The sequence below is a fragment of the Acidithrix sp. C25 genome, from assembly GCF_904848545.2.
Genome location: NZ_CAJHCI020000010.1, coordinates 27,878 through 39,562, shown reverse-complemented (window position 1 = coordinate 39,562; position 11,685 = coordinate 27,878). Strand labels below are relative to the sequence as shown.

The 11,685-nt window shown below is 46.6% G+C and carries 9 protein-coding genes, 2 tRNA genes and 1 pseudogene; 5 read left to right on the top strand and 7 right to left on the bottom strand.

The genetic code is table 11. The features are described 5' to 3' along the window. Positions 1-29: 29 nt before the first annotated feature. From ACIDITHRIX25_RS76045 to ACIDITHRIX25_RS76035, 3 genes are all read left to right on the top strand, one after another. Positions 30-971 carry a sigma-70 family RNA polymerase sigma factor gene (locus tag ACIDITHRIX25_RS76045; protein WP_160291857.1) on the top strand — a complete coding sequence of 314 codons (942 nt, stop codon included), beginning with the start codon at positions 30-32 and terminating at the stop codon, positions 969-971. A 126-nt stretch (positions 972-1,097) separates the two neighbouring features. Further along, positions 1,098-1,170: transfer RNA gene (locus ACIDITHRIX25_RS76040), tRNA-Asn, on the top strand. A 270-nt stretch (positions 1,171-1,440) separates the two neighbouring features. Further along, positions 1,441-2,166 carry a low molecular weight protein-tyrosine-phosphatase gene (locus ACIDITHRIX25_RS76035; RefSeq protein ID WP_201732998.1) on the top strand — a complete coding sequence of 242 codons (726 nt, stop codon included), beginning with the start codon at positions 1,441-1,443 and terminating at the stop codon, positions 2,164-2,166. A gap of 115 nt (positions 2,167-2,281) precedes the next feature. Here ACIDITHRIX25_RS76035 and ACIDITHRIX25_RS76030 read toward each other — a convergent pair whose 3' ends face one another. Both ACIDITHRIX25_RS76030 and ACIDITHRIX25_RS76025 read right to left on the bottom strand, forming a co-directional pair. Continuing rightward, positions 2,282-2,641 carry a hypothetical protein gene (locus ACIDITHRIX25_RS76030; protein WP_201732997.1) on the bottom strand — a complete coding sequence of 120 codons (360 nt, stop codon included), beginning with the start codon at positions 2,639-2,641 and terminating at the stop codon, positions 2,282-2,284. A 234-nt stretch (positions 2,642-2,875) separates the two neighbouring features. Further along, entirely contained in the window at positions 2,876-3,778 is a 903-nt protein-coding gene (locus ACIDITHRIX25_RS76025; protein ID WP_201732996.1) for a transposase, read from the bottom strand. A 454-nt stretch (positions 3,779-4,232) separates the two neighbouring features. Between ACIDITHRIX25_RS76025 and ACIDITHRIX25_RS76020 the strand changes: the two genes are divergently transcribed. After that, complete coding sequence (locus tag ACIDITHRIX25_RS76020; RefSeq protein WP_201732995.1) at positions 4,233-5,258, top strand: LLM class F420-dependent oxidoreductase; 1,026 nt, start codon at positions 4,233-4,235, stop codon at positions 5,256-5,258. A 190-nt stretch (positions 5,259-5,448) separates the two neighbouring features. Here the strand turns inward: ACIDITHRIX25_RS76020 and ACIDITHRIX25_RS76015 are convergent, their stop codons facing one another. The 4 genes and pseudogenes from ACIDITHRIX25_RS76015 to ACIDITHRIX25_RS76000 all read right to left on the bottom strand — a co-directional run bounded on the left by ACIDITHRIX25_RS76015 (position 5,449) and on the right by ACIDITHRIX25_RS76000 (position 10,089). Further along, entirely contained in the window at positions 5,449-7,110 is a 1,662-nt protein-coding gene (locus ACIDITHRIX25_RS76015; RefSeq protein WP_201732994.1) for a 5-oxoprolinase subunit B/C family protein, read from the bottom strand. Next, positions 7,104-7,853 (bottom strand): 5-oxoprolinase subunit PxpA, encoded by a 750-nt coding sequence (pxpA, locus tag ACIDITHRIX25_RS76010; protein ID WP_052605324.1) that lies wholly within the window; start codon positions 7,851-7,853, stop codon positions 7,104-7,106. The genes ACIDITHRIX25_RS76015 and pxpA overlap by 7 nt, the downstream gene beginning before the upstream one ends. Before the next feature lie 123 nt (positions 7,854-7,976). Next, on the bottom strand, positions 7,977-8,990 hold the full coding sequence (locus ACIDITHRIX25_RS76005) for a HAMP domain-containing sensor histidine kinase (protein ID WP_052605323.1): 1,014 nt from the start codon (positions 8,988-8,990) through the stop codon (positions 7,977-7,979). Between the two features lie 420 nt (positions 8,991-9,410). Then, positions 9,411-10,089, bottom strand: a pseudogene (locus ACIDITHRIX25_RS76000) (response regulator transcription factor). Between the two features lie 586 nt (positions 10,090-10,675). Here ACIDITHRIX25_RS76000 and ACIDITHRIX25_RS75995 point away from each other — a divergent pair. Then, positions 10,676-10,752: transfer RNA gene (locus ACIDITHRIX25_RS75995), tRNA-Ile, on the top strand. Between the two features lie 238 nt (positions 10,753-10,990). On the opposite strand, the gene ACIDITHRIX25_RS75990 is transcribed toward ACIDITHRIX25_RS75995, so the two are convergent. After that, positions 10,991-11,221: a hypothetical protein gene (locus ACIDITHRIX25_RS75990; RefSeq protein WP_201732993.1), complete on the bottom strand. Its 231-nt coding sequence runs from the start codon at positions 11,219-11,221 to the stop codon at positions 10,991-10,993. Positions 11,222-11,685: the final 464 nt, after the last annotated feature.

Here is an 11,685-nt window from a genome sequence, read left to right as displayed (position 1 = left end):
AGCAATCTTGGGCGAGTCGGGACTTTCAAATGACCGATATGAATACTACCTCAAAGTCCTCCCTTGAATCGGATATCTCCTTGCGTGACTATTTGAAAGAGATATCGAAATATCCACTTTTGAATTCTGAAGAGGAGCTGGAACTGGCCAGTCGGATCGATGCTCGGACTCTAGCGCTGGTTCGCCTTGAAGCCAATGAGCCCCTCGAAGGTGATCAAGAGCTTATAAAACTTGGTGATTTGGCTAAGTTGAAACTTACCAACTCCAATCTTCGATTGGTGGTGTCGATAGCTAAACGTTATCGCTATCGAGGTCTCTCGTTCTTAGACCTTATCCAAGAGGGCAATATTGGGTTGATGCGGGCTGCTGAGAAGTTCGATTACCGAAAGGGCTTTAGGTTTTCGACTTACGCCACTTGGTGGATCAAACAAGCTATTGTTCGATCCATAGGTGAGCAGAAGGGTAATATCCGGATCCCACAGCATATCCTCGACGATCTAAATTTGATTACAAGAATTAAAGGCACTCTAAAGCAGGAGTTGGCTCGGGATCCAACGATGCCGGAGCTGGCGCGTGCTTGTCAGATGCCCCTCGAACATATCGTCGATCTCCTAAACATCAAGTCGGACTCCATCTCGTTGGATCAGAATTTAAAGTCAGACTCCGAAGGGGAAGTCACCTTGATGGACATGATTGAAGATGAGTCATCGGCGAGTCGCTATCTTGGTGTTGAGCAGGAGGATATTAGGGGGCGCTTACGTCATGCCTTGGATGAATTGGGCGATAAAGAGAGGGAAGTTCTTTCGCTTAAGTATGGTCTTGGCTCTGCAGCAGTTCCCATTCGTGACGACGAGATTGCTCGACTAATGGGTGTGTCGAAGGAACGGATTCATCAAATTGAGTCACGTGCTATGCGTAGGGTGAAATTTGGAAATTCCGCGGAAGAACTTCGAGGTCTGATAGACCTTTAACCCTCGAGCTACGATGACTGACCGTTGGTGGATGGTTGGTAACTCGGAGCCCAGGCGAAATTATCTCATAATGTATTTTGAGTGTATTGAAGTTGGGTTCAGCGTGCTAAATTGTAAAGGTACCTTTCCGGGGTAGCTCAATTGGCAGAGCACGCGGCTGTTAACCGCGGTGTTGAGAGTTCGAGTCTCTCCCCCGGAGCTTTTTATTTTTCGAGGTCGTAGATACTTTTTTTGAGCTTGGCAATTGCCAAGCTCAACTTTTATTGCGATTCTTCTTCGGGTTGACGCAAAGCCAACTTTTTCCTCAGGGTTATAGATCCAAGGTATTGACCAATTGGGGCGTTTGTTTGTTTTAAGTGCAATTATCGCTAAAGCCAATGCGAAAGATTTGTCTCGCTCGTGGATTTAATGGCTCTTGGATAAAATAGCAATCGGTTCAAGTGATAATTGCGAAATGGGTATGTGAAGTATGTTTGACGTCTCTTCGATCTTGTCGGTCATGCCAGACAGGAAAGCTCCAAGGATATGTTTTGTCTGCGCTGGAAATATCTGTCGGTCACCTATGGCGGAGTTTGTAGCAGTTAATGTCGCTCTCGACCATGGCATGAGTGCTCAAATCTCTAGTGCTGGGACTGGATCCTGGCATATCGGTCAAGATGCAGATCCTAGGGCACATGAAGCACTTTCACGAAAGGGCTACAGCTCGCATCGCCATAGCGCATCTAAGTTCGAACCTAATAAGTCAAGGGACCTGGATCTAATTGTGGCCCTGGATAACGAGAATTACGACTTTTTGCGTCGGCTAAGTTCCAAGAGATCTTGGAAGGCTGAACTTGTCATGTTACGTTACTTTGATCCGATGCTAAGCGGCCTTCATTGGGAGCCTTCGCATGAGTTCGATGTGCCAGATCCTTATTTAGGCGATAGCTCAAGTTTCGACGAAAGCCTTGCTATGATTGAACGTTCGATCATCTCTTTATTCGAAAAGCTTGCTAGCCGCTTAAGCCAATTAATAATAAGTGCAACTCTTTTGATAGGCCATTACCCTAAGCCTGAATCCACAGAAATGGACCAGCTTGAGCCCTTCGGTGTGACTCTGAGTCGGTTTTTTGGAACTGATTTAGGTTTGACGGAGGGTCTATGGCTTAAATCTGGTTTCAGAGTGCCAAATATGACCTATTCGCTTTGTGATTGAGCCTTTTTGGTCATTTTTGAGATTCTGAAATCTCATTTTGGGTATAGTGACCTAATCCCTTGTCTTCTAGAGCAGTTCCTTCAAGTAATATTCAGTGTGTTAGGTAACCAGATGTTCAGGTGATGGCGATCTCAAACTTTCTGATCCGATCAAGAGCCTCTAAGAACTTATCCTTATAGTGCCAGTGTTCTTCAAGATGGAGTATTACTTTTCTAGCTGAACGAGTGATATGTCCTGCGATCTGAAAGTAACACCGTCGAAGCTTTGGTGTGGTGATAACAGTTTCTGTAATAGCACCTATTCGCGCCAGGTTGTGCAGTTGCACCGTGCCAGGTTGTGTGCAGTTGCACCGTGCCAGGTTGTGTGCACTTGCACCGTGCCAGGTTGTGTGCACTTGCACCGTGCCAGGTTGTGTGCACTTGCACCGTGCCAGGTTGTGTGCAGTTGCACCGTGCCAGGTTGTGTGCAGTTGCACCAATGGCTAATTAGACCAGAACTAACCAAACGGCATTAGCGTTCATGTATCTGGATGGAACATGATTCCATCTAGAACCTCCTTTGAGATCCTTGATGACTAGTTCGATCTGGGCATGTGCTCGGTGATCAGCCTCAAGGAAAAGCGTTTCGCCTTGTCGATCGGTAATAAATGCGTGATAGTCATAGTCACTAAATAGTGCCAGCTGAGACCCTGGAGTAGGCTTTGTTCTTCCTACGATAAGACGAACGTCTTGTCTATCTCTTGCAAATGCGCGATATTTCCCTGTATTTCCCTGTATTCAACTTCGGCTACATCAGCTCCACCTTCAAGCCAGTAGGGAATTGAAGTCCAGGCATCCTCTTGGATATCGGAGATGATACCTTTTAGTCTCTTGGACATCCGTGTTGTAATGCAAATGCGAACATCACCCGCACTAGCTGCGTCTCTAACGGCTCTTGAGTAGAACCCAGAGTCAAAACGCATGGTTATTTCACCAGTTGCTCCAGCGGCTCTGGCATTGTTGATTACCTGGGTTACAAACTCCCCGGCACCACGAGCGGTATTGGCGTTGCCTTCACGTGTCACTATTCCAAGAATGTCACCTGTTTTACCAACAGCTGCTAGGTGTGGGTGATACCCCCTTAGGTTGGTATAACCAAAGTAAGCTCCTTCTTTTTTGTTTCCATATACCTGACATATCGTGGAATCAACATCAATGGTGAGTGACTCATCACCTGGACCTACTCCAGCTAGCCAGGCTCGTTCTAGCAACAAAGCTGCAACTCGTTCAACATCTGCGATGTCACTGGTCTCAAAACTACGCAAGAAGACACCGAACCTAGATGGTGCTGGCATTATCTGACCAAGAATCACTTGCGCATTTGGGCTTTCAAGGATTGCAGTGTCATCAATGCAATCACCACCGGCCAAGATAGATGCGACGATAGCCATAGCTTTTCTGCCAACATTTGCTCGTCCAGGACGATCCTCTAGGTCAATGTGTAAATCAAAGAGATCCCTAAGGCCAAGTCTCTCAGCAAGGGTGATAGGGAGTATTAACCCACTGTTGGAAACTGCGTTCGAATCGTCAAAGGTGACTATCAAACACTCTAAAGCACTAGCAGATGCTCGCATCTAAAAGGTGCTCCTTGAACTGATAGATTTGAAGTGTCTTCAAACATCATTCTACCAGTTCAGAGCACCTTTTCTATGCCAAAATCAAAGTTGAGCGGCTAAATTTTCGGTGGATCCAGGCTAAGTGTGACATTGGCTCACCTTTGCTAACTTCAAGAAACTCAAATTCTAAAAGAGGTTGAAGTTCTAAAATGGCTACCAGCCGCTTCTAAGAGACCTTTCTTGTGAATATTTTCATGGGCCATCGGCTCTAAATTGGTTATTTCTGAGCTGGTAGTGCGAATCTGGGCATTTGGAAGACCTCTGCATTCGTACTGGCTTGTCGTTGTCTATTTTTACACAGCGCCAAATTGTTAAATGGCAAATAATTCCTTTGTAATTGGGCTATGGTGAGACTTAGGAGAGCTTTCATTCTCAGGATGATGAGCTGAATTATTTTTTTAGAAGGTGCTCTATGAAGCTTGGTTTACAAATGGGATATTGGGGATCAAAGGCGCCAAGTGGCGCTCTTGAATTAGTGAAAGAAGCAGAGGCACTGGGGTACGATTCTGTCTGGACTGCTGAGGCTTATGGCTCTGATGCGCTGACCCCTCTCGCCTGGTGGGGTTCACATACCTCAAAGATCAAGCTGGGTACGGCGATTATGCAACTGAGTGCTCGGACTCCAACGGCTGCGGCTATGGCGGCAATAACTCTGGACTACCTCTCTGATGGTCGGTTCATTATGGGAGTTGGCGCTAGTGGCCCGCAAGTCGTTGAAGGTTGGTATGGAGCTCCATATCCCAAACCGTTGGCACGCACTAAAGAATATGTAGAGATCGTACGATCGGTTTTGAGGCGCGAAGGACCGGTCTCCTATGATGGTGAGTTCTATCAACTTCCATATGGAGGCGGAGAAGGTCTTGGAAAGGCTTTGAAGTCCACGGTTCATCCGCTGCGTGGCGATCTTCCTATCTTTTTAGCAGCGGAGGGCCCCAAGAATGTTTCACTGGCGGCACAAATTGCTGATGGTTGGTTTCCTTTTTGGTTTTCCCCAAAGAGCAATGATTTTTACTCATTGGCTCTTCAGGATGGATTTAAAGCTCGTGGCGAGGCATATGACTCTAGCAAGTTTGAAGTTATTTGTCCTATGCCCATTGTGATCAACGACGATATCGAAAAAGCCGCCGATGCCATTAGGCCCATGATTGCACTTTACATAGGTGGAATGGGCGCCAAGGCGAAGAACTTCCACGCTGATGTCTTCGTGAGGATGGGATACGAAGCTGAGTGTGCTCGTATTCAGGACCTATTTTTAGCTGGAGCTAAAGGTGAGGCTATGGCATCGATTCCTATGACGATGATCGAAGATGTGGCATTGATTGGTCCTAAGGATAAGATTCGACATGATCTCGAACGATGGAAGGAGACGGTAATAACTACCGTGGTCACAGGCGGCGATATTGACTCGCTCCGGACTCTAGCCGAGCTTATCCTTTAGCGCGATCAATCAATCAATTTCTTGAGATACCTCTATCGCACCTCTTTATCGAGGTTAGATAGAGGTATCAGTCGCTCATATTGTAAATGTTTAGCTACCTATCGATCTTTGGCCATCAGGCGTTTTGTTGGTTTGTTGTAATGATTATTTTGTGGTTTCATTTTTCCTATGGCGCCTTTTTAGGCGCCTTTTATTGCTTATAGTCCATTGAAATGAGTTCATCGTAAGGGCGGTGTCCCCTAAGGCATTTTGATAAGGGCGGCGATTGCCTTTGCAGAAGGGATGATCTGTAGTGTTCTAGCCCCATTATCATAAATGTAATTGAAGCGCCGGGCAAGAGTGAAGCGATCTTTGAGATCCAGGGTTCGCAGGTGACCCCAATGACTGGATATCCGCCCGTAGTGGGGGAGTCTCTCATCATGATGATCATCTCTCCAGAGGGCGTCACTTGAATGGCTCCGCAAGCCATAGGTTTCGATCGATCCAAATTGCTAATTGGCCTAAGTGCTAGATCTGGCATGAGGCGGATTCCTACTCGTGATATCTTCGATGAGATGGTAAATCGATTGTTGAGAAAACGCTCCGTAGTTTCGTCCGAGAAATATTTAATATCTGGACCTAGCATCACCGGAACTGATAACTCTTTTGATGTTGCCGTTTGGTTCATCTCAATATGGTCAAAGATGGTATTTTTTTTATTAATCTTTATATACAAAAGGTCATTTGAGCTAAGGGTCGGACCTATTTCACTAAGCGAATCAAATGAGGTAGATCCAAGCGTCCTATCACAGGCAAAGCCACCGGCAATGGAGAGGTAGACGTAGGCACTGTCTCCGCGATTTGAAATATGGAATACGTTGTTTTCATTAAGAGCCAATGTCGTATTGATAGGAACTTCATGGTTGTCGATTCTAAGGGTAGCTCCCTGTCCCACGACTGCCACATAGGCGCTTTTGGTGACCTTTACTTGAAGTGTTGATCCTATAGGAATCTCGATCGACGTTGCTTTGACCGGGTCATTGCCCAAAATCAAGTTTGACAAGCTAAAGGCTGATCGATCCATAGCCCCTGAGTTGGATATACCCAGATGGTTGAGGCCGAATCTCCCTAGATCCTGGAAGGATGGGTTACCAATGCTCTGTGTTACTACTCCAAATCGAAGGAGATTTTTGCCCGACGGAACTAGCTGGATATCGTCAGTATCAATTGGAGAGCTGTTTACGGTTATGGGTTTTGACTCGACCTCCTTGAAGGTGACTGTGTCACCTCGATGTAGTGCCATTGGAGGGTTATTTCGGATATCGAAGAATGAACTGGTCGCAGATCCGATTACGTTCCATCCGCCTGGGGTGGCAAGTGGATATATCCCCAGATATTTGCCGCCAATCGCCAGAGATCCTTTTGGCAGCTTTGTTCTCGGACTCTCGCGACGTTGAATATGAAATTTAGAACCTAGGCCATCTAGATAGACAAAGCCTGGGGCGAATCCAAGGTGAGCCACCTTGAAAGTGCTACTTGATAGTTCATCTCTAAGCTCGACAATGCTTGATTTAGAGCGTTCAAGGACCTCTTTTAGATCAAAGCCAGTGAGCTCGAATTCGATCTCGTGACTTTGCCCAACTTTAGAGATCTGCCAAACCTTATCGGTCACCTCAGAGAGTCCATGCAGATATTCGACTACCTTATTAGGGCAAGTTGATATGGTATCGAATTTTACAAGTACCTCGTAGCTCGTTGCGATTACATCGATCAACCAAGGGGGACGATCATGTAGAAGCCGCTCTTCAAAGTTAAAGGCTCTGTCGCTCGTTACGAGGAATGCGGCGTTTCCATAGGGCTCAACTCCTAACAAAAGGACTCGATAGGTATTTTGGCTTCGCGCAAGCGATCGCGTAAGTTTCGAGCCGCATCTATTGAAGCCGGGTTATCTCCATGGATACAGATCGAGTCGACCTCCAAGGAGATCTGATCGCCACTATCACTTGTAACTTGTCTCTTTGATGCCATCAGATATCCCTGAGTTGCTATCTCGAGCGGTTTCTCTAAGACCGCGTTTTCGTGACTTCTTGGCTTCAATGAACCATCTATCTGGTATCTTCGATCACTGAAGCCTTCTTGGAAGTACCTAACGCCGCGATCGTTTGCTCTTTTAGCTAGTGCACCCCTTGGCTGACCTAAGATTGCAAGGTTGGGATCGAAGTTTTCAATTGCCTCTAAAAACCAGTCAGCTATCTCGCTCTCGTTAAACATGTCGTTATAAAGCGCCCCGTGTGCTTTGACGTATGAGATCTTGACCTCCAACTGGTCGCAAAGCTTCTTCAAATAATGGAGCTGATCGGTGATCGTTTCTCTTAGTTCATTTTGTTTCAAATCAATCGTTCTCCGTCCGAAGTTCAATCGATCAGGGTATGAAGGGTGTGCTCCAACTGTTACGTTGTTATGCTTTGCAAGCGCCAACGCGCTCGAGAGTGATTCTAAATTTCCACCGTGGCCTCCGCATGCGATGTTGACGCTGGTCATAAGAGGAATTAAGATCGCATCGTTACTACAGGGTATATCATTTATGGTCTCACCGACGTCTGCGTTTAAATCCACATGGGTGAGTCTATCGGGAGTAATCTATTGATTTTTAGATTAACGACCCTGCTATGGCCGCTAATGAATGAATTGTTGTATTATGCGTCTCTTTTCTCTGATATCTTGCCCTGTCGAAGCAAACTAGAGGTCAAGACTTTGAGACAGAGGATTTGAACCAAGTCGAATAGTTATCTTGGCGGAATCAAATTTGATTCCAATCTCGACACCAATTTTGTCGTTTGTGTCGAGTATGTTCTTGGCAAATACTCTTTCATTATTGGTCCGGGCGGCCTCTTTGACGATTGCAAGTCCAAGGCCAGAGCCGGTTATGGGCCATGAAGTTTTAGCTCTATAAAATCTCTCAAAGATATTTGGTGGATCCTCAATTGGAATCGAGCTTCCGAAGTTTCTTAGGGCTACCGTGAAATTTGAGAGGTCGATAGTTATGGTTTCTTCACTGTCTCTGAATTTTATCGCATTCTCTAAAAGGTTCGAAATGGCCCGTTCGATAGTTCGAGGCTGAATGACCCAGACTTGTGGCGAGTTCCCTCGTACTTTAATATTGACATTGAAACGTGAACTTATTCGGCTGGCCACAGCCTCGCACGAGTTCATGATATCGACAGCTGATTTCTCTTCGTCTTCATAGCTAAGGCCAGCTAAGGCCAGTAGCTCCTTGACTAGCATGAATAGTTCGTTTGTCTCACCTAGTAGATCTCTTAGTATGCGCTCTCGATCGACATCTAGGATATTTCTATATCGGCTAAGCAATTTAATGTTGGTTCTAAGTGATGTCAAGGGTGTTCGAAGTTCGTGAGATGCGTTCTGCGCGAGGCGTGCTTGGGCAAGTCGAGAACGATACAGGGAGTCTAACAGTTGGTTGATTGAACGCGCGAGTCGACCGGTTTCATCTCTCCTATTTATATCAACTTGGATGCTCGAGTCACCTGTGATAGCGACTTCTTCTGATGTGCGGGTAAGTTCGTCGATTGGCTTGGTGATTGCCGATGCAACAAAATAGCGAGCAATTGCAAAGAGAGATGAGATCAACAAGCCAAACTCAAAGAGTCGCAGCTTCACATTCGAGAGGGAACCTAAGGTGGCGCTTGAGTTTAGCCCTATCTCGATCGCGCCTCCTGGAGTACTTTGTGTCAAAAGGCTGCAGATACACCACCCGATAGTGAAACAGTGCGAATCCACCGCTGATTAGTGGTGTTGGAGATATGAATGTCTCTCGCGGATACAGGAAGGCTAATCGATCCGGATATTTGACGAGTGATGCCAGCAGGGTTGATGAATTGGGCGCTCGCTAGGTTGAAGAGCCCTCCCCTGGGCCAAATGGATTGTTTGGCTGTGGTCCGCTTGGACGCGTCGAGGGGGATAGTGGTGAGCCCTGGGAAGAATTGATAAAAGTGCGAGATGCACGACGTGAGAGGGTCGTAAAGGTATGCATCAGTGATTGGTCTATGGACGCACTGAGGTGGCGCGATGTGGCGCTGTATGAATAGAGAGCGACAATCGTGGAAGCTAAAATTTTAAAGCTGGCAAAAAGGAGGAGAAGTTTTATTCTAAGCTTCATATTGATTCCAGGACATATCCGACCTCCCCCGCACGGTCTGTAGGAGCTGACTTTCGTTAGGTTGTTCGATTTTTCGACGAAGGTAGCCAATGTAGACCGCTAGATTTTTTGATTGTGGTTCAAAGCCTGAGCCCCATATCTCAGGGTAGATAATTGAATGATCCAACACATCTCCGGTGTGTTTGGCCATTAGACATAGGATCTCAAATTCTGTCTTGGAGAGGTTGATCTCTCTGTCTGCGCGCCATACACGACTTGAAGTTTGGTCTATCGTCAAATCTCCAATGGAAATCATCGGTGATGTATTCACGAGCTGCGAGCGTCTTAGAAGTGCTCCGAACCTTGCGATTAGTTCATCAAGCGCGAAGGGTTTTGTTAGGTAGTCATCTGCTCCAGCGTCAAGGCCAGCGACTTGTTCACTGACCTGGGAGATGGTAGTTAAAATTAAGAGGGGGTTTTGTAGCCCCGTCTTCGAATTTCTCGGGTCGCAGATAGTCCGTCTAATTTTGGCATCATTATGTCAAGGATGATGGCATCTGGTGGTTCGTTTTCGATCGCCAAAAGGGCATCTTCTCCATCTTTGCACGGTTCTATTACGTACTCCTTTAGTCGGAGAACGGTAGCAATTGAGTCGCGAACGGCACGATCATCTTTGACTATCACTATCCTTTGGATTTGTTGAGATGCGATGCGATTTGTCACCTTTGATCTTTCATCTTTGAATTTGATCCTTGCAACTAGGGTTCTATCGCGTTTTTTTGATTGATAAAGCCACCATCGGATTGTCCTTGGTCTCTTGTTGAAATTTTCCGAAGTCCTATTCTGACTCTGGTTCCTCTACGACACGTCAGATAGCACCCGCTCGGCGTTTTAGAGATTATCGTTCAAATCATAAGGTGATATCAGCGTTGGTTAAGTGCTAGATAAAAAATGCGTGAACGATTGGTTAGCTCGTTTTTTATCACTTGACCAAAGAGATGGAAAGCTTGGCTGACTTGGTGGTTGCCGTTGTGCGGTCGACTTGCGCTCTATTGCAAAATGTAATCTTTTTCAGATAGAGCTGCCATCGGGCCTAGAACCGTCCGCTTGGTTGAAACCGCTGAAACTGTAACTTCCAGCAAGTTTGGCTAAAAGTTAATTTTCATCAGCAAGGTTGTCTTTGAATGATTGATTTTCCGTGAGCTAGCCCTTGATTTCCTGCTTGGATTACTTGGTCTGTTAATTTGGCAGTGTCTGGTTGATGTCCTATTAGTATCTATTCGGGCCTGTAGCTCAGTCGGTTAGAGCAGGGGACTCATAATCCCTTGGTCCCGGGTTCGAGTCCCGGTGGGCCCACCAGTTCATAAGCTATTTAGCTTTTCAGTGGCTCTTCCGTTTCTAGCGGGGTGACCTTTCGACATTTCCGGCTCATCGTACTTTAGCATGTTTGACGCTTTCGCTAAGTGACTGGCAGTAGGTTCAAGTGGTCCAAAGATTGCGTAAAAGTCACAGCTTCTTTGATTTTGAGCGAAATGATGGTGAAGGCGGCGCCAAGATGAAATTTTGTGAACAAAACACATAGCGCCGCCTTCACCCTCTATGAGTCAAACGAACACTCGCGTGAGCGATTACCAAGGTCTCCTCCAAGACGTTGCGCAGGGTGGCAACAGCATCGCACGTCGGCCTGGTCGGGCCGGGCATCGGGGATTGGCCGAAGCGCCGATGTCGGATCTGGGAGAATGAATCCTTCGTTGGCGACGTCCTCAAGATACGTAATGCTCCAATAGTGATGCTTTTGAGGGGCGACATACGGGGCGGATTTGCTCATGGGGTACGCAACAGCTTGTCCGATGCTTGTAGGGGCGATGCCGACTAGGACTGATGCAGTCGCTGGCGTCCCTCCATCAGGTTTCTAACTTTATCCACGTCAAACCGGTATTTTGACCCACGATTTTAGCCCCGAAAATGCAAGGATTAGATGCTGCTCGGTCAGGCCAAACCCCCCATTGATATTCACATGCATAGTTCACACTGCCATTATTTCGGCCGTGCATACCTAAGGCACGATTTACTGAATCCAGTTGTCGCCGATCGACCTAAGTATTGGCACCGGGCGCCCTCCCCTCGTCTCCTAGATTTATAGTGATGTTCCCGAAGACAGGTTCGCTCATCACTGAACATACCGTCATGTATTTACACGAACTTCCGCCGCGGTCATAAAACGGGTAAATCGAGTGTTGGCTAGAGCTTTGGGAAACATGTATCACTGAGTCACCAAATTCAAAGAATTAA

What these genes read in the sequence shown, in the direction of transcription:
- ACIDITHRIX25_RS76025 (WP_201732996.1), bottom strand. Translation starts at nt 3,778, where the DNA reads ATGCGAGCATCTGCTAGTGCTTTAGAGTGTTTGATAGTCACCTTTGAC.
- ACIDITHRIX25_RS76020 (WP_201732995.1), top strand. Translation starts at nt 4,233, where the DNA reads ATGAAGCTTGGTTTACAAATGGGATATTGGGGATCAAAGGCGCCAAGT.
- ACIDITHRIX25_RS75990 (WP_201732993.1), bottom strand. Translation starts at nt 11,221, where the DNA reads ATGAGCAAATCCGCCCCGTATGTCGCCCCTCAAAAGCATCACTATTGG.
- ACIDITHRIX25_RS76045 (WP_160291857.1), top strand. Translation starts at nt 30, where the DNA reads ATGACCGATATGAATACTACCTCAAAGTCCTCCCTTGAATCGGATATC.
- ACIDITHRIX25_RS76035 (WP_201732998.1), top strand. Translation starts at nt 1,441, where the DNA reads ATGTTTGACGTCTCTTCGATCTTGTCGGTCATGCCAGACAGGAAAGCT.